Annotated in this window: 1 protein-coding gene; it reads left to right on the top strand. The window is 71.2% G+C overall.

The window, feature by feature from the left end; all coding sequences use genetic code 11:
* On the top strand, positions 1 to 26,701 hold a 26,701-nt coding region (locus SCNU_RS21035; protein WP_009679140.1), incomplete at its 5' end, for a non-ribosomal peptide synthase/polyketide synthase.
* Between the last annotated feature and the right edge of the window lie 47 nt (positions 26,702 to 26,748).

Below are 26,748 nucleotides of genomic sequence, written 5' to 3' on the forward strand. Positions count from 1 at the left end.
TGATCTGGTTCGTCGTCTGCCGGACGGTGGTCTGGAGTACTTGGGTCGCACGGACTTCCAGGTGAAGTTGCGCGGTCAGCGCATCGAGCTGGGTGAGATCGAAGCGGTGGTCGCGGGTGCGCCGGGCGTGGTTCATGCCGCGGTGACCGTGGCCTCGGCACCGGGCGGTGGCGAGCATCTGGTCGCGTATCTGGCCGGTGCTCCGGGCGAGCGACCGGATGCCGACGCGGCGAAGGCCGCGGCCGCGAAGGCACTGCCGGGCTACATGGTGCCGTCGGTGTGGATGGTGCTCGACGACATCGCGTTGAATACGGCGGGCAAGATCGATCGGAAGGCGTTGCCTGCGCCGGAGTTCGGTTCGCTGGATGCGGAGTTCGTGGCGCCGGAGGGTCCGGTGGAGGCCGCGGTGGCGCAGGCGTTCGCCGATGTGCTGGGTGTGGAGACGGTCGGTGTGACCGATGACTTCTTCGATGTGGGTGGTAACTCGTTGTCGGCGATGCGTCTGGTGGCGCGTGCCGGTGAGGCGTTGGGCGTGGAGTTGTCGGTGCGTGATCTGTTCGACGCGCCGACCGTCCGAGAACTGGTGGCCGCCTCGGGTGGCAAGTCCGCGGCGTTGGCGCCGATCGTCGCGGTGGACCCGCGGCCGGACCTGATTCCTCTGTCGTTCGCGCAGCGTCGCATGTGGTTCATCAACCAGCTCGACACCTCGTCTCCCGCCTACAACCTGCCGACGGTGCTGCGCATCAGTGGCGAGTTCGACTCGGACGCGCTGCACGCCGCGGTTCTCGATCTGCTGGCGCGGCACGAATCGCTGCGGACCACCTTCCCGGCGGTCGACGGCGAGCCGCACCAGAAGATCGCCCGGGCCTCGGCGGTCGCGGCCCGGCTGGACTGGGACATCGTCGAGTCACAGGCCGAGATCGAAGCGGCCGTCGTTGCCGGATTCGACGTGACGCGCCAGTTCCCCGTCCGCGTGCGGATCTGGCCGGGCGCCGGGAGCCAAGCGAGCGGGCCCGATGATTCAGCCGCACCGAACGAGCACGTGCTGGCGGTCGTGGCGCATCACATCGCGTCCGACGGCGAGTCGATGGCGCCGATGATCACCGACCTCGTGACGGCGTACCTCGCGCGCGCCGAGGACACCGACCCGGTGTTCGCGCCGCTGGCGATCCAGTACGCGGACTACGCGATCTGGCAGCAGCGGGAGCTCGGTTCGCCCGAGGACCCGGCGTCGGTGGTCGGGCAGCAGTTGGCCCACTGGGAGAGTCGCCTCGCAGGTCTGCCCGACCTGGTGGAACTGCCCGCCGATCGGCCGCGTCCGGCGACGGCGTCGCGTCGCGGCGACAGTGTGACGTTCGAGATTCCGGCCGACCTGGCCGAGCGGATCGGCGAGCGGGCCCGCGAGTACGGCGTCACGCCGTTCATGGTGGTACATGCCGCGTTGGCCGCGCTGGTCTCGCGGCTGACCGCCCAGGAGGACATCGCGATCGGCACGCCGATCGCGGGCCGCGGTCAGGCGGATCTGGATCCGCTGATCGGCATGTTCGTCAACACTCTCGTGCTGCGCACGCTGGTGGAGGGTGGCGGCTCGTTCGCCGACCTCGTCGAGCGCGCGAAAGCCGCCGATCTGGACGCCTTCGCGAACGCCGACGTGCCGTTCGAGACGGTCGTCGACGCCGTGAATCCCGCCCGCTCGAGCGCGTTCGCCGCGTTCACGCAGGTGTGGCTGACGTTCGACCAATCGGCGCTGCCCGAACTCGCCGGCGCGAACCTCGCGCAGGGCGAGATCGGCGGGCTGACGGTGGCCCCGGTCGAGACCGGTTCGGTTCCGGCGCGCGTCGATCTGCTCGTGTCGGTGGGCCAGGGGCCCGCAGGCGAGCCGTGGCTCGGCTCGATGCTGTACGCCACCGATCTGTACGACGGCTCGACCGTCACCCGGTTCGCCGACTACCTGGTCGGCATCTTGGACGCGGCGCTGACCGATCCGCAGATCGCGGTCGGCGACCTGCCGCTCACCGAGCGCGAGCACGACGAGGCGGCGTCGGGCGCGGACTCGACGCCCGCGACGCCGGCCTCGGGACGCGAGTACCGAGTCGTCGATCCGCTCGACGGCGCCCCGGCCGAGCCGATGGTCGTGACCGGGCTGAGCACTGAGCCGATGCTGCTGCGCGAGATGTTCGCCCGAGCTGCTGCGGAGTTCTCATCCCGACAGGCGGTTGTCGACGCCGACGGCACGGTGCTCACCTACGCCGAGCTCGACGCACGGTCGAACCAGCTGGCGCGATGGCTGATCGCTCGCGGAATCGGCACCGAATCACTGGTGGCACTGGCGATCTCGCGGTCGGTTCCGCTGCTGACCGCCATCTGGGCGGTCGCCAAGACCGGCGGCGGCTACGTACCGATCGACCCGACCTACCCGGCCGATCGTGTGCAGGCGATGGTCGAGGACTCGGGCGCGATGCTCGGCCTGGCGGTCGCCGGGTCCGGCGACCTGCCGGACCAAGGGTTCGACTGGGTCCGACTCGACGACGTGCGCGTCGTCGAGGAGATCGGTGCCGCTGACGCGGGCGAGGTCGCCGCGTCGGAGACTCTGGCTCCGGTCCGCATCCACAACACGGCGTACGTGATCTACACGTCGGGTTCCACTGGCCGTCCGAAGGGCGTCGCGGTGACCCATGCGGGTCTGGCGAACTTCGCGGAGGAGGAGCGTCGTCGTTCCAGCGCGGATGAATACTCCCGCGTCCTCGGATTCGCATCGCCGAGTTTCGACGCCTCCGTACTCGAGTACCTGCTCGCCACCGTCTCCGGCGGCGTGCTGATCTATCGGCCCGACGACGCGGTCGGCGGACCGGTCCTGCAGGACTTCATGATGCGCCAGGCGGTGACCCACACCTTCCTGACGCCGACGGTGCTCTCGACGCTCGAATCGGCGGGGCTGCCCGCGCTCCGCGTGGTGTATGCGGGCGGTGAGGCCGTTCCGGCGGCCCTGCGCGACGAGTGGTCGCAGATGCGACGCATCCAGAACCTGTACGGTCCCACCGAGACGACCATCGGTGTCACGATCAGCGAGCCGATGCAGCCGGGAGCTCCGGTGTACCTCGGCGGACCGATCAACGGCGTGGGCCTGCTGATTCTCGACAACAGGCTCAAGCCGGTGCCGGTCGGCGTCCCGGGCGAGCTCTACGTGGTCGGCAACGCGGTCTCCCGCGGCTACCTCGATCACCCGGCGCTCACCGCGGTGCGGTTCGTCGCCAATCCCTACGGTGTTCCGGGGGACCGGATGTACCGCACGGGCGACGTGGTCCGCTGGCGTAAGGGCGACGGCGGGCAGATGGTCGTCGAGTACTCGGGTCGCAGCGACGATCAGGTGAAGCTCCGCGGTCTGCGCATCGAGCTCGGCGAGATCGAGTCGGTGATGGCCTCGCACGAGGCGGTCGACTCCGCGGTGGTCGTGGGTGTAGGCACTTCGACGGGGCTCAGCACAAGCGGCTCTGTCGCCACGGCCCTCGCCGGGTATGTGGTCGGTGATCCGGCCGTCGTCGACGTCGCGGAGCTGAAGGCGTTCCTGGGGGAGCGGCTGCCCGCGCACATGGTGCCCGCGTCGATCACCGTGCTGGACGCGTTGCCGCTGACTCCGGTCGGCAAGCTCGACAAGCGTGCCCTGCCGGAACCGGTGATCGAGGTCGCCGAGTACGTCGCGCCCGAGAACGACGCGGAGCGCGCCGTCGCTGAGATCTACGCCGACCTCATCGGGCTGGAACAGGTCTCGGTGACCGAGAGCTTCTTCGACCTCGGCGGCAACTCGCTGTCGGCCACCCGTGTGGCCGCGCGGGTGTCCGACGCCCTCGAGGTGGAGGTGTCGATCCGCGACGTCTTCGATGCGCCGAGCGCGCGTGCGCTGGCCGCGGCGGTCGCCGGGCACGGCGCCGCGCTGCCGCCGGTGACCGTCGCCGATCCGCGACCGGAGCTGATTCCGCTGTCGTACGCACAGCAGCGGATGTGGTTCATCAACCAGTTCGATCCGAGCCTGCCGACCTACAACGTCCCGATCGCGCTGCGCCTGACGGGCCCGCTCGACGCCGAGGCGATGCACGCGGCCTTCGTCGACGTGGTGAACCGGCACGAGGTGCTGCGCACCACGTTCCCGGCCCGCGAGGGCGCGCCGCATCAGCTGGTGCACGCGCCCGGAGCGGGCCTGGACTGGGCGGTCGTCGACAGCCGCGCCGACATCGAGAAGGCCCTCTCGACCGGCTTCGACGTGTCCGTCGATCTGCCGTTGCGGGCCCGCCTGTGGCAGGCCGCCGAGGGCGAGCATGTGCTCGCGGTCGTGGCCCATCACATCGCGGCCGACGGCGAGTCGATGGCACCGCTGATCACCGACGCGGTCGTCGCCTATCTGGCCCGAAGTGCCGGTGCCGCACCGGAGTTCACGCCGCTGGAGGTGCAGTTCGCGGACTACGCGATCTGGCAGCGCGAAGTGCTCGGGTCTACATCGGATACCGGATCGGTGCTCGGCAGGCAGCTCGCCTACTGGACCGACCGGCTCGCCGGTCTGCCCGACGTCCTCGACCTGCCCACCGACCGGCCGCGTCCGGCGGTCGCCTCCGAGCGTGGCGCCGACTTCGCGTTCACCGTGCCGGCCGAGGTGGCGGACCGGATCGCGGAGCTGTCGGCCAGTACCGGCGCGACCGCATTCATGGTCGTCCACGCGGCGCTCGCCGCGCTGCTGTCGCGCATGAGCGCCACCGAGGACATCGCGGTCTCGACGCCGGTCGCCGGGCGCGGCCACGCCGTACTCGACCCGTTGGTCGGTATGTTCGTGAACACCCTGGTGCTGCGTGCGGTCGTCGACCAGCGGCAGTCCTTCAGCGAGCTGCTCGAGCAGGTGCGCGTGGGTGACCTCGATGCGTTCGGCAACGCCGACGTGCCGTTCGAGACGGTCGTCGAAGCCGTCGATCCCGTCCGCAGCGAGGCGTTCGCGCCGCTCGCGCAGGTGATGCTGACCTTCGATCAGTCCGGCGCCGCCATGTTCGAGGACGAAACCGTCGGCGGATTGACCATCAGCCCCGTCGAAGGTGTCGACAGCCCCGCGAAGGTCGATCTCGGAGTCAATGTGACGGTGACCGAGGACGGCCAGGATTGGCGGGCGTCGTTCACGTACGCCACAGATCTGTTCGACGCCTCGACGATGAGCGCGCTGGCGGATCGGTTCGTCGCGCTGCTGCGCGAGTTGACCGCCGACCCGGAGTCGCCGATCGGCGACGCCCCGCTGATTCCGACGCAGACGCAGCGCGAGATCGCCGCACACGCGTGGGGACCGGAGGTGACGGTGCCCTCGGCACCGACGATCGCCGACGCGGTCGCGCGGCAGGTCGCGACGACCCCGGAGGCGACTGCGCTGCTGTTCGCCGGTCGCGAGGTGACCTATGCCGAGTTGGGTGCCCGCGTCAACACGCTGGCCCGCGAACTGATCGCGGCGGGCGTCGGACCGGATGTCGCGGTGGGTGTGTGCCTGCCGCGATCGGTGGAGATGCTGGTGGCCGTGCACGCGGTGATCGCCGCGGGCGGTCAGTACGTGCCGATCGACGTCGAGGCTCCGGCCGATCGCGTCGAGTACATGATGTCGACGGCGGGCGCCGCTCTGGTGCTGACCGTCGCCGAGACGCCCGACGCGGTCGCGGGACTCACCGGGACTCCGGTGCGCGTGGTCGACGCCTCCGGGCCGGCCCCGACCGACTCCGGTCCGGTGACCGACGCCGAACGTCGCGGACCGTTGCGTCCGGACAGTGCGGCGTACACCCTGTTCACCTCCGGTTCGACGGGCAAGCCGAAGGGTGTCACGGTCTCGCATCGCGCCGTGCTCAACCGGCTCTGGTGGGGATTGGACGCCTTCGCCTGGACCGCCGGCGACCGGGTGATCCAGAAGACGCCGTACACCTTCGACGTGTCGGTGCCCGAACTGTTCGGGCCGCTGCTCGCCGGCGCCACCGTCGTCGTCGCGGCGCCGGGCGGCCACGCCGACCCCGAGTACATCGCCGACCTCATCGAGCAGACCTCGGCGACGTCGGTGCACTTCGTGCCGTCGATGCTGGCGGTGTTCCTCGACGTCCTCGACGCCGAGCGTCTGGCACGCCTGACGACGCTGCGCTGGGTCTTCGCCTCGGGCGAGGCGCTGCCGCCCGCCGCGGTCGCCGCGACGCACGCCGTCTGGCCGCAGGTCGGGATCCACAACCTGTTCGGTCCCACCGAGGCCGCCGTCGAGGTCGGCTGGGCCGACGTCTCCGACGCTCCGGATCTGGTCACCATCGGCAAGCCGGTGTGGAACACCTCGATGGCCGTCCTCGACTCGCGTCTGCAGCAGGTACCGGACGGTGTTCCGGGCGAGCTGTACCTCGGCGGCGTCCAGCTGGCCCGCGGGTACGCGGCGCAGCCGGGGTTGTCGGCGGAGCGGTTCGTCGCCGATCCGTTCGGTGCGCCGGGTGCGCGGCTCTATCGCACGGGCGACCTGGTGCGTCGTCGTGCGAACGGTGACATCGAGTATCTGGGTCGTGCGGACTTCCAGGTGAAGCTGCGCGGTCAGCGCATCGAGCTGGGCGAGATCGAGTCCGTCCTCGCCGGTGCCCCGGGTGTCGTCCATGCGGCGGCGACCGTCGCGACCGGACCGGGTGGCGGCGAGCACCTGGTGGGATACGTGTCCCCGTCGACGATCGATCTGGACGCGGTGAAGACCGCCGTCGAGCAGGCGCTGCCGGAGTACATGCGTCCGTCGGTGTGGACGCTGCTCGACGACGTGGCGCTCAACTCGGCGGGCAAACTCGACCGCCGGGCGCTGCCCGAACCCGACTTCGCCTCCACCGAAGCCGACTACGTCCCGCCGGCGAGTCCGGCCGAGGAGACCCTCGCGGCGCTGGTCGCAGGTGTGCTGGGACTCGACCGGATCAGTGTCACCGAGTCGTTCTTCGCCATGGGCGGTGACTCGATCATGTCGATCCAGCTCGCGTCCGCCGCGCGTGCCGCGGGTGTCGACCTCTCGCCCCGCGAGATCTTCGAGCACCGGACCGTCCGCGCGATGGCCGCGGCGATCGCCGACGCCTCGGCGCGTCTGCCGATGCTCGACGAGCCCGCCGACGGTCCGAAGGGCGTCTCGGCGATTCCGTCCGTGGTGCGGTGGATGATCGAGCTCGCCGGCGAGCCGGAACGGTTCGCGGACCTCTCGCAGTCGGCCACCCTCGTCGCACCGAGCGGTCTCGACCACGACGGCCTCGCCGAGGTGATCGGCGCACTGGTCGCCGCCCACCCCATGCTGTCCGCGCGCCTGGAGCGCGTCGACGGCGATTGGGCGATGACCGCCGGTGCCGAGTTCGACCCGTTCGCGGCCACCGGCGTCGTCACCGTCTCGGACCCGGTCGGCTCCGCGGGCTTCGAGGCGGCACTGCACGAGGCCTTCGCCGACGCGTCCGCGCGCCTCGACCCGGCCACCGGTTCGCTGCTGTCGGCGATCGCCGTCGTCGACCCGGCGGGTGTCGGACGCATCGTCCTGGTGATCCATCATTTGGGCGTCGACGCGGTGTCGTGGCCGATCCTCATCGAGGACCTGGTCACCGCGTGGGCTCAGCGTGCCTCCGGCACGCCGATCGCACTGCGGCCCGAGACGACCTCCGGTCGCGCGTGGTTCGGCGCCCTCGCCGATCAGACGGCCGAGCGAGTGGACGAGGCCGCCTACTGGCTCGCCCGATCACCGGAGACCGCCACCGATCTCGGTGCGGTGCCCGACACCGGTCGCGACACCATGGGAACTGAGCTCTCGGTGATCCATCGGGTGGACCCGGTGATCACCGAAGTCGTCCTGACCTCGGTTCCCGAGGCCTTCGGGACCACCGGTGCCGAAGGCAGCGCCAACGACGCACTCCTCGGCGCGCTCGCCCGGGCGGTGCGGTCGTGGCAGGCCGCGCGCGGCATCACCGATGACGCGCCGATCCCGTTCCTGGTCGAGACGCACGGTCGCGACGAGGACATCCTCGTCGCGAGTGCCCAGCCGCGCCGGTCCGACCTGACCCGCACCGCGGGCTGGTTCACCACCATCGCACCGGTGGTCGTCGACCCCGGCGCCGACGCCGCTCACGCGGTGAAGTCGGCGAAGGAGGAGCGACTGGGCCAGCCGTCCGCGGGCGTCGGCTACGGTCTGCTCCGCTACGCCGACGGCTCCGAGATCGGTCGGCGGCCGCTGCCGTCGATCGGCTTCAACTTCTTCGGCGCCGGTCGTTCCGGCGGTGCGCCCGAGTCGGTGGAACCGCTGCCGTTCGGCGGGGCCGACGACGCGCCGGCGTTCGCGCCGTCGTCGTCCGGTGCGATGCCGGTGCTCAACCCGCTCAGTGTCAACGTCGGCACCGTCGCGTCGCCGGAGGGCCGCAGCCTGTCGGCGAACTTCTCGTTCCCCGGGGCGCTCTTCGACCGCGATGCGATCGAGGATCTGGCGCGCCGGTGGGAGGCCGAGCTGGCGGCGGTCGTCGAGGCAGCGAACGCCGGGCCGGGACTCTCGCCCGCCGATGTTCCGGGCGCATCCGTGACGCAGTCCGACCTGGATACGATCGCCGCACGGTTCCCGTCGGCCGCGGTGTGGTCACTCACGCCGCTGCAGCAGGGCCTCGCCTTCCAGGCCGCGCTGTCGGCCCACCTGGACGCCGAGAGCGTCGACGTCTACGTCACGCAGGCCGTGCTCGAACTCGGTGGCGACCTCGACGCCGACCGTCTGCGGGCCGCGGCGGAGAAGCTCCTGTCGCACCATCCGGTGCTCCGAAGCGGGTACCTGCGCACCGAGTCCGGCGAGGCCGTCACGGTGGTTCCCGCCGAGGTCGACCTGCCGTGGACCGTCGTCGATCTGCCCGCGGACGCTCCGGACGTGACGGGACGCGTCGCGGAGATCGCGCGGCAGGAGCGGCTGCTGCCGTTCGATCTCGACGCGCCGCCGCTGATCCGGTTCGTGCTGGTCACCCATCATGAGACCGCTAGCCTCGTCGTCACCAACCACCACATCCTGCTGGACGGCTGGTCGGGGCCGCTGGTGCTGGCCGACCTGCTCGCCCTGTACGTGACCGGCGCGCCGGTCACCGGCGCCGAGCGCACCGATTTCGGCGACTACCTGCGGTACATCGCGGCGGTGGACACCGACGCCGGACTGGCCGCGTGGGCGGAGGTCGTCGCGCCGCTCGACGACGCGACGCTGGTCTCCGCGGGCGCGGAGGCCTCGGCCGACGCCATGCCGCGGGACCTGGCGCGCACCCTCGACGCCGAGACGACCGCGGCCGTCGAGTCGCTGGCGCGCAGCCAGGGCGTCACGCTCAGCACGGTCCTCCAGGCGGCGTGGGCGGTGCTGCTGTCCCGACTGACGGGCAACCGCGTGGTCGCCTTCGGCGAGACCGTCTCGGGACGACCCGCGGAACTCGACGGCGTCGAGTCCATGGTCGGCCTGTTCATCAACACCCTGCCCGCCGTCGTCGACGTGGATCCGTCGGCGAGCGTCGCGCAGGTGCTCGGACGGCTCCAGCGGGCGAAGGTGTCCGTGCTCGACTACCAGCACCTCGGTCTCCCGCAGATCGCGGCGCTCACCGGGATGCCGACACTGTTCGACACGCTGACCGTGCACGAGTCGTACCCGGTCGACAACGAGTCGCTCTCGACCGCGGGCGCCGGGATGACCGGCGGCCTGGAGATCCTCGACGTCGACGCCAGCGATGCGACGCATTACCCGTTGAACCTCGCGACCATGATGACCGGCGATCGGCTCACGCTGAAGCTGAAGTACCTGCCCTCGGCGTTCTCGGAGGAATTGGTCGAGATGCTGTCCGGGGCCCTGGCGCGGGTGCTGTCGGCGATGGTCGCCGATCCGCACGCGCTGACCTCGTCGATCGGACTGCTGTCGGAGGCCGAGTCCCGGCCGTTGACGCCGGTCAGCGGTGGCGATCGGTCGGAGCCGCGACTGCTGGCCGACCTGTTCGGCGCGGTGGTCCGGTCTCATCCGGACCGGGTGGCGGTCACCGACGGCTACGGCGGCCGGCTGACCTACGCGGAACTGGACGAGCGGTCGAATCGATTGGCGCGCGCGCTGATCGAGCGCGGTGTGCGCGCCGAGGCGCTGGTGGCGCTCGCCATCCCGCGCTCGGTGGAGCTGTACACCGCGATGTGGGCCGTGACCAAGACCGGCGGCGCCTACGTGCCGATCGACCCCGACTACCCGGACGAGCGGATCGTGACCACCGTCGAGGACTCCGGCGTGCTGCTCGGACTGCGCAGTGCGGCGTCCGGCGAACTGCCGGACGCGGGCGTTGACTGGATCGACGTGTCGGAGGCGGCCGCGGGTCGCGGCGGCGAGCCGATCGAGCCCGGCGAACTGGCGATCCGTCCGACGGCGGACAACACCGCCTACGTCATCTACACGTCGGGCACCACCGGACGCCCGAAGGGCGTCTCGGTGACCCATGCCGGACTCGCGAACTTCGCGGCCCAGGAGTCCGAGCGGCTCGGGCTGTCGGACGGCGCCGTGGTCCTGGGCTACGCGTCGCCGGCCTTCGACGCCTCGGTCCTCGAGTACCTGCTGGCGATCGGCAACGCCGGCGCCCTGCGCTACCGGCCGGCCGACGTCGTCGGCGGTGCGCCGCTGGCCGAGTTCATCCGGGAGATCGGCGCCACGGACGTCTTCCTGACGCCGGCAGTGCTGGGCTCGCTCGATCCGTCGGACGTGCCGCCGCTGAACTCGCTCGGCGTGGGCGGCGAGGCACTGCCGCCCGCCGTCGCGGCGCAGTGGGCCGGGCACACGCCGCTCCACAACATGTACGGCCCCACGGAGGCGACGGTCGCGGTGACCATCAGCGGCCCGCTCGACTCGTCGCGCGTCGTCCTCGGTTCGCCGATCGCCGGCGCCGACCTCTACGTGCTGGACGCGAACCTGCGGCCGGTGCCGGTCGGCGTGCCCGGCGAGCTGTACGCCGCCGGAACCGTGCTGGCGCGCGGCTACCTCGGACGTCCCGACCTGACCGCGGCGAGCTTCGTGGCGAATCCCTTCGGCGCACCGGGGGAGCGTCTGTACCGGACCGGCGACATCGTCCGCTGGGTGCGCGGCACCGACGGTGAGCTGGTGGTCGAGTACTCGGGCCGCAGCGACGACCAGGTGAAACTGCGCGGCCTGCGGATCGAGCTCGGCGAGATCGAAGCCGTGCTCGGCAGTCATCCGGCCGTCGAATCGGCGGTCGTCATCGGTGTCACCGCAGCGGGGCAGCGGACCACCACGTCAGTGGTCTCGGCCCTCGCCGGGTACGTCGTCACCGCGGAGCCGATCGACGTCGCCGCGCTGCGGGAGTTCGCGGCCACCCGATTGCCCGCCTACATGGTGCCGTCGACGATCACCGTGCTGGACGCCCTGCCGCTCACTCCGGTCGGCAAGCTCGACAAGCGGGCGCTGCCCGCGCCCGAGATCGCCGACGCCGAGATGGTGGCGCCCGAGAACGACGCCGAGCGTGCGGTCGCGGCGGCGTTCGCCGAGGTGCTCGGACTGGACGAGGTCGGCGTCACGGCGTCGTTCTTCGACCTCGGCGGCAATTCGTTGTCGGCGATGCGTGCCGCGGTCCGCGCCGGTGAGATCCTCGATGCCGACCTGTCGGTGCGTGACCTCTTCGAGGCGCCGACCGTCCGGGCACTGGTCGTCGCGGCAGCGGGTCATCGCGGTGCGCTGGCCCCGATCGTCGCGGTGGTGCCGCGGCCCGCGGAGATCCCGCTGTCGTTCGCACAGCAGCGGATGTGGTTCATCAACCGTCTGGAACCGACGGCCCCGACGTACAACATCCCCGCGGTGTTGAAGCTGAGCGGGACGCTCGACGTGCCGGCGCTGCGCGGTGCGGTGGTCGATCTGCTGGAGCGACACGAGGTCCTGCGGACCTCGTTCCCGGCACTCGACGGAGTGCCGACGCAGCGCATCGCGTCGGTGGACGAGATCGAGGACGGGCTCGACTGGGCGGTCGTCGATTCGCAGGACGCCGTGGCCGCCGCGGTGACGACGGGCTTCGACGTCACCGCCCAGTGGCCGTTGCGGGTGCGCCTGTGGGAGCAGTCGGCGGGCGAGTACGTGCTCGCGGTCGTCGCCCATCACATCGGTGCCGACGGCGAATCGATGGGCCCGCTGGTGCGGGACGTGGTCGGTGCCTACGCCCGCCGCGTCACCGGATCGTCCGCGGCCGCCGACCCGCTGCCGGTCCAGTTCGCCGACTTCGCGATCTGGCAGCACCGCGTTCTCGGCTCGCCGGAGGACCCCGATTCGGTGGTCGGCACCCAGCTGGCGTACTGGCGCGAGCACTTGGCCGGAGCACCGGACGTGCTGAACCTGCCGATGGACCGGCCGCGTCCGGCGATCGCGTCGCACCGCGGCCGGAAGCTCGATTTCGGCATCCCGGCGGAGCTCGGCGATCGGGTGGCACAGACCGCTCAGGCGGCCGGGGTCACTCCGTTCATGGTGGTGCACGCCGCGCTCGCGGTGTTGCTCGGCCGCCTCGGAGCGACCGACGACGTGTCGGTCGCGACGCCGATCGCCGGCCGCGGTCAGCAGGTGCTGCAGCCACTCGTCGGCATGTTCGTCAACACCCTGGTGCTGCGGACGCCGGTGTCGTCCGGTGACACGTTCGACGCGCTTCTCAGCCGAGTCAAGCAGGTCGACCTCGACGCGTTCGCCCACGCGGACGCCCCGTTCGAGACTGTCGTCGAGGCGGTCGGGCCGGTGCGCAGCGAGTCGTTCGGCCCGCTGGCCCAGGTGATCCTCGCCGTGACGCAGACGGGTTCGGACCAGCCGGGTGTGGACATCGGCGATCTGCGGGTGGAGCCGATCAGCTCCCCCGAGATCCCGGCCCAGTACGACCTGCATGTGAATGTCGCGATGCAGGCGGGCGAGGCGTGGCAGTCGTCGCTGGTCTACGCCACGGATCTGTTCGACGAGGCGTCGATCGCGTTGCTCGCCGACCGCTTCCTCGTCGTGCTGGATGCGGTGACCGCGAATCCGGCGGCCGCCGTCGGTGACGTCGACGTGCTGACGGCCGCCGAGCGTGCGCGGCTGTCGTCGCTGCCCGCACCGGCGGTCGATCCGGAGCGGCAGCGCTCGCTGGTCGACTCGTTCGCCGAGTCGGCGTCCGCCCACCCGGCGTCGACGGCGGTCTCCGCGCTCGGCCGGTCCGTGTCGTACGCGGAACTGGACGGGCGGTCGTCCGCGATCGCCGCCGGTCTCGTCGCCGCGGGAGTCCGTCCGGGCGACCTGGTCGGCCTGGCCACCGCCCGATCGGTGGACCTGGTGTCGTCGATCCTGGGCGTGCTGAAGGCGGGCGCGGCGTATCTGCCGCTGGACGTGACCAACCCGGTCGACCGGCTGTCGTACATCGTCGGCGACGCGGGGGTCGGGGTCGTGCTCACCGACTCCTCGACCGAGGACCACGGTCTGTGGTCCGTCGTGGAGGCCGACGTCCAGGTGCTCGACGTCGACGATCTGATCGTCGGCAACGATGCCGCGGGCATGTCGTTCGTCCCGGTTCGCACGCCCGCCGCGGCACGCGCCTACGTGATCTACACGTCCGGCTCGACGGGTCTGCCGAAGGGCGTCGAGGTCACCCATGGTGACGTCGCGGCCTTGATGGCGGCGTGCGGTGAGGACTTCGATTTCCGTGCCGACGACGTGTGGACGCTGTTCCACTCCTACGCCTTCGACTTCTCGGTCTGGGAGCTGTGGGGACCGCTGTTCTCCGGTGCCCGCGTGGTGATCGTCGACCGGGACCTGGCGCGGGACATCGACGGTTTCGTCGAGTTGCTCGCCGCCGAGCGCGTCTCGGTGCTGAGCCTGACGCCGTCGGCGTTCTACCAGCTCATCGATGCTCGCCGACGCCGTGATCCGGAGCTCGCGCTCCGGTACGTGGTGTTCGGCGGCGAGGAACTCGGCTTCGAGCACGTGCGCCGCTGGTTCGACGAGTACCCGGCTGACACCGCGCAATTGGTCAACATGTACGGCATCACCGAGACGACGGTCCACGTCACGTACCGGCCGATCGACCGCGCCGCGGTTTCTGCGGCGGACCCGTCGTTCATCGGACGCGCGTTGAGTTCACTGGCGATCCACATCCTCGACGACCGGTTGCGGCCGGTTCCCACGGGCGTGGTCGGCGAGATGTACGTCGCGGGCGGACAGCTGGCACAGGGCTATCTGAATCGTCCGGGACTGTCGGCGACGCGGTTCGTCGCGAATCCGTTCGCGGCCGACGCCGCGGGTTCGCGACTGTACCGGACCGGCGACCTGGCCCGGTGGGTCGGCGACGACATCGAGTACCTGGGCCGCGCGGACGGGCAGGTGCAGCTGCGCGGCTTCCGCATCGAGTACGGCGAGGTCGAGTCCGCGCTGCTGAGCGTGGACGGGGTCACCGGAGCCGCGGCGCGCATCGTCACCGACCGGCACCGCGGCGATCTGCTCATCGGCTACGTGGTCGGCGACGCGGGCGCGACTCTCGACGTCGCAGACGTCCGGGAGGCCGCCGGGACCCGAGTGCCCCGGTACATGGTTCCGGACCTGGTGATCGCCGTCGATCGCCTGCCTCTCACCGCGAACGGCAAGCTGGATCGCAAGGCACTGCCGCTCCCGGACTTCACCGGTTCGGCGACCGAGTTCGCGGCGCCGGCGAACCGCGTCGAAGAGGCGATCGCCGGAGTGTTCGCCGATCTGCTGGGCGCCGAGTCGATCTCGGTGACCGAGTCCTTCTTCGACCTCGGCGGCAACTCGCTGGCCGCGACCAGGCTCGCGGCGCGGGTGGCGGCCGTGCTCGACGTCGACGTCACCGTCCGCGACGTCTTCGACGCACCGAGCGTCCGCGAGCTCGCCGAGGCGATCGACGGACGCGGCAGGCAGATCACCGCGCTGACCGCGCGGGAGCGGCCGGAACGACTGCCGCTGTCGACCGCGCAGCAGCGCATGTGGTTCATCAACCAGTTCGACACCGTGTCGCCCGCCTACAACATCCCGATGGGCCTGAAGCTCGACGGCGCCCTGGACCTCCAAGCGCTCCGCGGAGCCCTCGACGATCTGCTCGATCGGCACGAGGTGCTGCGGACGGTGTACCCGTCCGACGATCGGGGACCCCGCCAGCGGATCCTGTCCGCGGCACAGGCCTCGGAACTGTTCGTCTGGACCGAGACCGCCGACGTCGCGGGCCTCATCGAGTCGGCGTCGAGTGGATTCGACGTGGCCGTCGAGCTGCCGATCCGCGGCGCGTTCCGTCGTACGGAGAACGGACTCGACCTCGTCCTGACCGCTCATCACATCGCCTTCGACGGCGAGTCGAATCAGGTCTTCGTCCGCGATCTCCTCACGGCCTATCTGCGGCGGACCGGTGCGGACGTCCCCGCGCAGCCGACACTGGGCGTCCAGTACGCCGATTTCGCGCTCTGGCAGCGCGAAGTCCTCGGCGCCGTGGCGGACGCCTCGTCGCCGATGGGCAGGCAGATGGCGTACTGGCGCGAACAGCTCGCCGACCTGCCCGCGGTGACCGATCTCCCGATGGATCGTCCCCGCCCGGCCGTTCTCGACACCGCGGCCGCGGTGCTGAGCGTCGACGTCGACGAGGCGCTGGCGGACGGCGTCGAGCGTCTCGCGCGCAGTCACGGCGCCACCGGTTTCATGGTCACGCACGCCGCGCTGGCGATCACCGTCGCGCGTCTGGCCGCGACCACCGATGTGGTGATCGGCTCGCCGATCGCCGGTCGTACAGACGCGGCCCTGGAAGACCTGGTCGGCATGTTCGTCAACACGCTGGTCCTGCGCACGGAGGTGGATCCGGCGCAGTCGGTCGCGGACTTCCTCGGCCGTGTCCGCGGCGTCGACCTGGACGCCTTCGCGAATGCGGACGCCCAGTTCGACGATCTCATCGAGGAACTGGCACCGGAACGATCGACGTCGCACCAGCCACTGGTTCAGATCGCCTTCGCGCACGTGAGTGCCGGCGGCGGCGCCGATCTCGGGCGAGTGGAGCTGCCGGGTCTGACGGCCGAGCCGCTGGCCACCGCCGAGCCGGTCGCCAAGTTCGACCTCACCGTCGAGGTCGCCGAGTCGACGGCGGACACCCCGATGACGGCGCGCTTCCTGTACGCCACGTCGCTGTTCGACGACGCGACCGTGCGCCGGTTCGCCGACGCCTGGCTGCGGACGCTCGCCGCCATGATCGCCGATCCGCGGATCGCCACCGGCGACATCGACCTGGTCGGCACCGGCATCGCGTCGGCGGTCAGCCGGAACTCCGTGGGCGGCACACTGCCCGCCGCGGACGGCGGCGTCAGCGTCCCGGCACCGCTGCCTGAGCTGCTCGCTCGGCGCAACGTGGACCCGGACCATCCGGCGCTGGTCTGTGACGGCGTCGAGCTCACCTACCGTGAGTTCGACGCTCGCACCGACGCGGTGGCCCGTGCCCTCATCGAGCGCGGGGTGGGGCCGGACGACATCGTGGCGATCGGACTGGAACGGTCGATCGACTCGGTGGTCGCTGTCTTCGGCGTCATCAAGGCGGGCGCCGCCTATGTACCGATCGATCCCGCGTACCCGCAGGACCGCATCGATTACATGGTGGCCGATTCGGGCGTCCGGCTCGGGATCACCGACGCCGCGACCCGCGGTCGCCTCGGCGACGGAGCGGGGACGTCTCCCGCCTGCGAATGGCTCGACGTCGCGGACATCTCGGTCGGCGACGCCGCACCGATCACCGCGGCCGACCGCAACGGCGTCGTGACAGTCGACAACCTCGCCTACCTCGTCTACACCTCGGGCTCCACCGGCCGGCCGAAGGCGGTCGGCGTGAGCCATCGCGGACTGGCGAACTTCATCGACCAGTTCCGCGAGGTCAGCGGGTCGCACGCGGAGTCGCCCGACACGCGCGTGCTGCACGTCGCGTCGCCGAGCTTCGACGCATCGGTGCTGGAGATGATGTGGTCGATCGGACTCGGTCACACGCTCGTCATCGCGCCGGCCTCGGAGTATGCGGGCGAGGCGCTCGGTCGCATCCTCGATCGCGACGGCGTCACCGACACCCTCATCACGCCGACCGTGCTGGCCACCGTCGACCCGGCACGCGGACATCGCATCCGCAACCTGGTCACCGGCGGCGAGGCCTGCCCGCCCGAGTTGATCGCGAAGTGGGTCGGCGCCGGGTCGGTCGCCGACCGCACGATGTACAACTTCTACGGTCCCTCGGAGGCGACGGTGTGGTCGCTGACCGGACGGTCGATGCCCGGACAGCCGGTCACCATCGGCCATCCCGTGCGCGGCTTCGCCGCCTACGTCCTCGACGTCCGACTGCATCCGGTGCCCCAGGGCGTCGTGGGCGAGCTGTACCTGGCGTCCGACGACTCGCTGGCCCGCGGATACCTGGGCCGCCCCGGCCAGACGTCCGGCTCGTTCGTCGCGGACCCGTTCTCGGCCACCCCCGGTGCCCGGATGTACGCCACCGGCGATCTCGTCCGCGTGAACGCCCACGGCGAGATCGAGTTCGCCGGCCGCGCCGACGATCAGGTCAAGATCAACGGTCAGCGTGTGGAACTGGGCGAGATCGAGGCGGTGCTGGCGGACCTGCCGGCCATCGACTCGGCCGTCGTCATCGGTGTCCGGGACGCGTCGGGCCGGTCGCGACTGGCGGCCTACGTCGTCCCCGCGGCGGGCGGCGAACCCGCCGTCGACGAGATCCTCGACGAGGCGTCGCAGCGGCTGGCGGCCCACATGGTGCCTCATGTGGTGACGATGCTGGACGCGTTGCCGCTGACCCCCGGCGGCAAGCTCGATCGTCGCGCCCTGCCCGAGCCCGAGCTCGTGATCGCCGACGACGATCTCGTCGCCCCGGCGTCTGCGGCGGAGGAGACCCTCGCCGCGATCGTCGCCGGACTCCTCGGCCGCGAACGCGTCGGCGTCACCGAGTCGTTCTTCGCCATGGGCGGCGACTCGATCATGTCGATCCAGTTGGCGTCCGCGGCGCGCGCGGCAGGCCTCGAACTGACCCCGCGGGAGATCTTCGAGCACAAGTCGGTGCGCGGGATGGCCCGCGTCGTCGCGGAGGGCGCCGAGCGCCTCCCGATGATCGTCGAACCGGGCGGACCCGCGGGCGACGCCGTGGTGGGGCCGATCGTGTCCTGGCTGATCGAGGCCGCGCCGACCGCCGCGGACTTCGCCGACTTCAACCAGTCGATGGTCCTCACCGCGCCCGACGGCGTCACCGGCGAGCAGCTCGGTGTGGTGCTGGACGCAGTGGTCCGTGCACATCCGATGCTTACGGCGTCGCTACGGCGGGGCAGCCGAGGATGGGGCATGTCCGTCGGCGGCGACTTCGACCCCGCCGCCGCGGTGACGGTGATCGACGCCGACGACGCACTGCCGGACGCGGTCCGGGCGGCACACGCCGCCGATGCGGCCGCGCTCGACCCGACGTCGGGCGACCTCGTGCGGGCCAGCCTGGTGCGCGCCGAGGGCGAGGCACGCGTCGTGCTCACGGTGCATCACCTGGCCGTCGACGCGGTGTCGTGGCCGATCCTGATCGAGGACCTCGTCACCGCTTGGGCGCAGTCGTCCGGCGGACAGCCGGTCCTCGTACGGCCGGAGGCATCGTCGGTCCGCGCCTGGAACGCCGCACTGTCGGCGCACGCCGTCGACCGCGACGGCGAGCTGAGTTACTGGCTCGCGCGGTCGCCGGAGACGTCCGCACCGTTCGGCACGGCCTTCGATCCGGTGCGCGACGTGTACTCGGAGACCGAGTCCGTCGTCCACACCGTCGACACCGCCGTCTCCGAACCGCTGATCGCAGCGGTGCCGCAGGCCTTCGGCGGCAATGCGACGGACGCGATGCTGGCCGCGCTCGGACGTGCGGTCCGGTCGTGGCAGGAGTCGACGGGCATCGCCGACGCCGGGCCGATCGCGGTCCTCTCTGAGGGACACGGCCGATACGAGGACGTGCTCGCGGACGCCGCGACTCCGGCTCGCGCCGACCTGTCGCGCACGGTCGGCTGGTTCACGACGATCGCCCCGATCCTCGTCGACCCGTCCGACGACCCGGTCCACGCGGTGAAGGCGGTCAAGGAGGAGCGGCTCGGACAGCCCGGCCACGGTGTCGGGTACGGACTGCTGCGGTACCGCGCGGGCTCGGCGCTCGGCGACCGGCCGCTGCCGTCGATCGCTTTCAACTACCTCGGTGGCTCGGGATCGACCGCCGGTGCCGGAGCGGAGGGCCAGGCCCCGCAGGCCGCCCCGTTCCTCCCTGCGCCGGACGCGCCGTTCCTGCCGTCGGCGGTGCGCGGCCGACTGGCCGCGATGGCGCCGCTGGTCATCAACGCGTCGACCGTGGCGGGCACCGACGGACCGGTGCTGTCCGCGGACTTCCGCTACGCACCCGCGGTGCTGACCGGCGACGACGTCCGCGTCATCGCGGACAACTGGAGCCGCGAGCTCGCGGCGGTCGTGCACGCGGCCCGCGGCGACGTGGGACTCTCGCCGTCGGATGTGCCGGGCAGTGGGATCAGCCAGGCCGATCTCGACACGATCGCCGAGCAGCATCCCGGAGCCGACGTCTGGCCGCTCACTCCGCTCCAGCGCGGTCTGTACTTCCAGTCGCAGCTCGCGGGCGACGCGGCCGTCGACGTGTACGTCACGCAGGCCGTTCTGCATCTCGGCGGCGACATCGACGTCGAGCGGCTGCGTCGGGCGACGGGCGACCTGCTCGCGCATCACGGCTCGCTGCGTTCGGCCTTCGTCCAGACCGGAGGCGGCGCGGTGGTCGGCGTGGTGCCGGTGACCGTCGACGTGCCGTGGCGGGTGGTCGACCTCGGCGACCGCGACGGTGAGGCCGCCGCGGCGGAGATCGATCGCGTGGCCGCCGCGGAGAAGCTCGTACCGTTCGACATGGCGGTCGCACCGCTCCTGCGCATCGTGCTCGTCGAGCACGCGCAGGGCGCGAGCGTCGTGATCACGAACCACCACATCCTGTTCGACGGATGGTCGGGTCCGCTGGTGATGGCCGACCTCCTCGCGCTCTACGCAACCGGAGCGACGTACACGGGACTGGGCCGCCCGGCGGGGTCGGAGACGCTCGACTTCGCCGACTACGCACGCCGGATCGGGCGAGCCGATCATGCGGCCGGCCTGAACGCGTGGCGTGAGGTTCTCGCGCCGATCACCGAGCCGACCTTCGTCGCGACCACGGTGGAGGCGACCGCCGACACGATGCCGCGCGACCTGCGGATGTCGCTGGGAGCCGAGCTGACGGCGGCGATCGAGGAGTTGTCGCGGCGCAGCGGTGCGACCGTCTCGACCGTCCTGCAGTTCGCCTGGGCGGTGCTGATGTCGCGGTACACCGGCAATCGGGTCGTCACGTTCGGCGAGACCGTATCCGGTCGGCCCGCTGATCTCGACGGCGTCGAATCCATGGTCGGCCTGTTCATCAACACCCTGCCGGTGGTCGTCGACGTCGATCCGGCCGCGCCCGCGCTCGACGTCCTCGCGTCGCTGCAGGCGGACAAGGTCAAGGTGCTCGACCATCAGCACATCGGTCTACCGGAACTGACCGCGCTCACCGGGCTGCCCGCGCTGTTCGACACGCTGACCGTCTACGAGTCGTATCCGGTCGACACCGACAGCCTGGCCGACGCCGACACCGAGTCGGTCGGATCGGGCCTGCAGATCCGCGGCGCCGAGGTCACCGACGCGACGCACTACCCGCTGAACCTCGGGGCCGCGCCCACGGCGGACGGCATCCTGCTGACGGTCAAGTACCTGCCGATCGCGTTCAGCGACGGCCAGGCGCAGGTGTTCGCCGACGCCGTCCGGCAGATCCTGTCGGAGCTCGCGGCCGACGCCGCGCGGCCGATCGGTGACATCCCGCTGATCGCCCGTGAGGCGCTGGCGGGCGCGGTGCTCCCGTCGCCCGCCGACGCCGTCGAACCCAAGCGCGTCGTCGACATGATCGCCGACCGCGAGATCGACCCCGACCACCCGGCACTCATCGACGGCGACGAGGTCATCACCTACGCCGACTTCGAGGCGCGGACCAACCGCGTGGCCCGCGCGCTGATCGCTGAGGGCGTGGGGCCGGAGGACATCGTGGCGGTCGTGATCGACCGATCGGTGGAGTCGGTCACCGCGGTGTGGGGCACGGTCAAGACCGGCGCCGCGTTCGTGGCGATCGATCCGGCGCATCCGGACGAGCGCATCGCGGGCATGCTCGACGACACCCGCTCGCGATTCGGCATCACAGTGCCGGGACACCTGTCCCGGCTCGCGGGCTTCGATCCGGAGTGGCTGCTGGTCGACGATCTGGTCGCGGCAGACGTGGACGACTCCGACGTCACTGACGCGGACCGGAACGGCGTGGTGCGGCTGGACGATCTGGCGTATCTGATCTTCACCTCGGGCACCACCGGCCGGCCGAAGGCCGCGGCCAACCACAACCGCGGTCTGGCGACGATGGCCGATCGGCTGGCTCAGATCACCGGTACCCGCGACGACCACGACCACACGCGGATCCTGCACCTGTCATCGCCGAGCTTCGACGCGTCGTTCTTCGAGATGATCTGGGCGCTGGGCGCGGGTCACACGCTGGTCATCGCACCGGCGTCCGACTACGCGGGTCCGGCGCTCGACGCGCTCCTGGCGCGGTACGCCATCACGGATCTGGTGCTGACGCCGTCGGTGCTCGCGACCCTCGACGTCGACAGCGCGAGTGCGCTGCGCAACCTCATCGTCTGCGGTGAGCCGTGCGGGCAGGAACTGGTCGAGAAGTGGGCCGGCGCCGGGAGCGGAGCGAGCGGGCCGAATCGGGCCGGCGCAGGCAAGGCGATGTTCAATTTCTACGGTCCGTCCGAGGCCACGGTCATCTCGTCGACCGCGATCCTGGAGGCGGGGAAGCCGGTGAACGTCGGTACCTCGGTCCGCGGGTTCACCGGGTACGTGCTCGACGCCCGCCTGCAGCCGGTGCCGCACGGCTTCGTCGGCGAGCTGTACCTGTCGGCGCCGCAGGGCCTCGGCCGCGGCTACCTGCAGCGGTTCGGGCTCACGGCCGAGCGGTTCGTCGCCGATCCGTTCACCGCGGACGGTTCGCGCATGTACGCCACCGGCGACCTGGTCCGGATCAACGACGACGCCGAACTCGAGTTCGCCGGCCGCGCCGACTTCCAGGTGAAGATCGCCGGTCAGCGCATCGAGCTCGGTGAGATCGAATCCGTGCTGTCCGATCTGCCCGGCGTCGCCGCGGCGGTGGTGATCGGCGTGGGCGAGCCGGCGTCGTCGCTGGCGGCCTACGTGGTGCCCGAAGGCGGGCACGAGCTGTCCGTCGACGAACTCCGCGACGGCGTGCGGCATCGCCTGCCGTCGTTCATGGTCCCGGCGAGCATCATGGTCATCGAAGAGATCCCGATCAACGCGGTCGGCAAGCTCGATCGGCCGGCGCTGCCCGAGCCCGAGATCGCCGAAGCCGAGTACGTCGCACCGGCGAGCCCTGACGAGGAGGCGGTCGCCGCCGTGTTCGGCGAGGTCCTGGGCCTTGACCGGGTCGGCGTCACAGTCGGCTTCTTCGAGCTCGGCGGCAACTCGCTGTCGGCGACCCGGCTGGTGGCGCGGGTGTCGGAGGCGCTCGACGTCGACGTGTCGGTGCGCGACGTGTTCGGTGCGCCGAGCGTCCGCGATCTCGTCCGGGCGGTCGCCGGCCGCGGCGCGGCGCTCGAGGCGGTCTCGGCGGTGTGGCCGCGTCCCGACCGGATTCCGCTGTCGTTCGCTCAGCAGCGCATCTGGTTCATCAACCAGCTGGAGTCCGGTTCGGGTGCGTACAACGTGCCCGCCGTGGTCCGGCTGACCGGTGCCCTCGACGTCGGCGCGCTGCGCGCCGCCGCCGTGGACGTCGTCCGCAGGCACGAGGTGCTGCGAACGTCGTTCCCCTCCGAGGACGGGGTGGCCTATCAGCTGATCCACGAGCCGGAACGGGCGGAGGAACTGCTCGACTGGGCGGTCGTGACCGACCCCGCGGACGTCGAACGAGCCGTCACCAGCGGCTTCGACCTGGGCACCGCCCTGCCGATCCGGGTCCGCCTGCTGGCACTCGGCCCGGACGAGCACGTGCTGGCGGTCGTCGCTCATCACATCGCGGCCGACGGCGAATCGGTGACCCCGCTGGTCGGCGACCTGGTGACCGCATACGCGGCGCGGGCCGCCGGGACGGTGCCGATCTTCGCTCCGCTCGACGTGCAGTACGCGGACTACGCCCTCTGGCAGCATCGCGTCCTGGGCGATCCGGGCGATCCCGCGTCGGTCCTCGGCAGGGACCTGGCGTACTGGACCACGCAGCTGTCCGGACTGCCGGACGTGCTGCGGCTTCCGACCGATCGTCCGCGTCCGCCTGCGGCGTCGCATCGGGGAGCAGAGGTCGCGTTCGAGATCCCCGCAGAGGTGGGGGAGCGGATCGCCGCCGTCGCGGCAGCGCAGTCGGCCACTCCGTTCATGGTGGTGCATGCCGCACTCGCGGCGCTGCTGGCCCGGTTGTCCGGAACCTCGGACATCGCGATCGCCACACCGATCGCGGGCCGCGGACAACGCGCGCTCGATCCGCTGGTCGGCATGTTCGTCAACACCCTGGTGCTGCGCACCAGGATCGACGGCGGATCGACGTTCGACCAGCTGATCGACCAGGCCCGAGTGACCGACGTCGACGCCTTCGCGCACGCCGCGGTGCCGTTCGAGGTGCTGGTCGACGCGCTGAACCCGACGCGGACCGAGGCGTTCTCACCGCTCGCCCAGGTGATGCTGTCGTTCGGCGGCGACGGCGCCGCCGTCGCGGACGAGCCGGTGGCACTCGGCGACCTGACCGTGACTCCGGCCACCGCGCCGGAGAAGCCCGCACAGTTCGACCTCACGGTGAACGTGTCGGCGTCCGACGGTGCCTGGACCGGATCGATGATCTACGCCACCGATCTGTTCGACGAGTCGACGATCCGCGCGGCGGCGGACCGGTTGGTGCTACTGCTCGACGGACTGACCGCGGACCCGCGGCAGGCGGTCGGCGACGCGTCGATCCTGTCGGCGGAGGCGCGAGCCGGGGTTCTCGGCTTCTCGCACGGCGCCGAGACGGAACCCTCGGCAGCGCTGATCGGCGCGGTCGTGGACCGTGCCCGGCGGACACCGGATGCGGTGGCGGTCAACGTGGGCGACGCGACGTTCACCTACGGCGAGGTCGTCGCCCGCGCGGACGCGCTGGCGGCCGAGCTCGCGGGTCTCGGCATCGGGTACGACGACGTGGTGGTGCTGGCGCTCGACCGTTCGGTTCACTGGATCGTCGGCATGATCGCCGCCTGGAAGGTCGGCGCGGCCTACGCGCCGGTCGACCCGTCCGTCCCGATCGCCCGGCTCCGCTCGCTCGTCGAGGACGCGGCCGCACGCGTGGTCGTCGGTGTCGCCGACTGGATCGACCGCCACGCGGACGATCTCGCCGACGGCGTCGAGCTGGTGGCGGTCGGCGAGCAGCGGGCGGTCGAGCCCTTCGCCGACGTCCCCGCCGGACCGGCCGGCCGGCTCGGCTACGTGATCACCACCTCGGGATCGACCGGCAGGCCGAAGCCGACGATGGTGCCGCTCGCGGGCATCGAGAACACGATCGGCTGGTATCACCGGGAGTTGGCGCTGTCGGAGGGCGACGGCGTGCTGGTGGCTTCGTCGCCGACGTTCGACCTCACGCAGAAGAACGTCTGGGCGGCGCTGGCCTCCGGAGCCACGGTGCACCTCGCCGACGCGGTCTTCGACCCCGAGCAGATTCTGCAGCTCCTCGCCGAACGCTCGATCGCGGTGATGAACATGGCACCGTCGGCGTTCGAGGCGCTCGTCGAATCCGACGGGGCCGGGGCGCTGGCCGGACTCCGGACGCTGTTCCTCGGCGGCGAGCCCGTTCGGCTCGCGCCGTTGCGACCGCTCCTCGCGGGCGGGCTGCGCGTGTTCAACAGCTACGGGCCGACCGAGGCCTCCGATGTGGTGTCGTTCCGCGAGGTCACCGGTGACGAGACCGGATCGGTGCCGATCGGAGCGCCGATCGCGGGCGTCGACCTGCTGGTCCTCGACGCCCGACTCGGGCTGGTCCCGGTCGGCGTGCCCGGCGAGCTCTACGTCGGCGGTGTCGCGGTCGGTCGCGGCTACGGCGGCATGACCGGACTGACGGCGGAGCGGTTCATCGCGAATCCCTTCGCCGCGGACGGGTCCCGCATGTACCGGACCGGCGACCTCGCGCAGTGGACCGCCGACGGCGAGCTCCTGTACCTCGGCCGGACCGACTCGCAGATCAAGCTGCGCGGTCTGCGGATCGAACTCGGCGAGATCGAAGCGGTCCTGGGCGAGACGGAGGGTGTGGCGCTGGCCGCGGTCACCGTCGCCGGGGAGGCGGGCCGGGAGTTCCTCGCGGCCTACCTGTCGCCGGCGTCGGCGCCGGTGGACGCCGTCCGTGCCGCCGCCGAGGCCGCGCTGCCCGGCTACATGGTTCCGACGGTGTGGACGTGCCTCGACGACATCGCGCTCAACGCCGCAGGCAAGATCGATCGCCGATCGCTGCCCGCGCCGGACATCGCACCGACCTCGGCCGACTATGTGGCCCCGGAGACCGCGATCGAGGAGGCGATCGCCGCCGTGTTCGCCGACGTCCTCGACGTCGAGCGGGTCAGTGCGACCGCGTCGTTCTTCGACGTGGGCGGCAACTCGCTCTCGGCCACCCGTGTCCGCTCCCGGCTCAAAGAGCGCAACGGGGTGGAGATCGAACTGTCGTGGCTGTTCAGCGCGCCGAGTCCGCGTGCTCTCGCCGCCCGGATCGCTGCGGGGAACGAAGAGGCCAACGACGTCCTCATCGCCCTGCGCGCGGACGGAACCCGGCCGCCGCTGTTCTGCATCCATCCCGCGGGTGGACTGGCGTGGTTCTACGGCGGACTGCTGCCGTACCTGCCGGACCGACCGGTGTACGGCCTGCAGGACCCGCACGTCGTCGCCGGCGAACCGGTGTACTCCGACGTGGCGGAGATGGCGAGCCGATACGTCGAGGAGATCCGCCGGGTGCAGCCCGAGGGGCCGTACCGCATCCTCGGATGGTCGGTCGGCGGCGTGATCGCATACGCGATGGCCAATCAACTCGAGTCCGCAGGCGAGACTATCGCCTACCTCGGCGTGATGGACGCGCAGCCGGAGGACCCCGAGGCGGTCGCGAGGGCGATGGAGCAGTCGGGCGATCAACCGTCGATCGACGCCGAGGACGTGATGGACGTCCTGGGCGGATGGCGCGAGTTGTTCGACCTCGGCGACGACGTCACGGCCGACACGCCGGAGGGAGTCACCGAGATCATTCGTTCACAGATCGCGGGCATGGGCCTGTTCGGCGACGGCCAGGTGGAGCGGATCATGACCAGCTTCGCGACCGCGGGAGAGGTGTCGCTGACCCTTCGTCCAGAGCCGTTCGGAGGCGAGATCCAGGTCTTCGTCGCCACCGCGGACAAGGCGGACCCGGCGACGATGGTCGACGCGTGGCGGCCGCACGTGGCCGCGGTGCGAGAGCAATTCGTGGACACGCATCACCTCGGAATGACCGACGCCGCGTCATTGGCGGTCATCGGCCCGCGGATCGCGGCGGCGCTCTCGGAGGCCGACGTATAGTAATCGCTCGGGTAACGCTACGGGGTCCTCTCATCGATTGACGTTCC

This window comes from Gordonia neofelifaecis NRRL B-59395 (genome assembly GCF_000192435.1).
Classification (GTDB): domain Bacteria; phylum Actinomycetota; class Actinomycetes; order Mycobacteriales; family Mycobacteriaceae; genus Gordonia; species Gordonia neofelifaecis.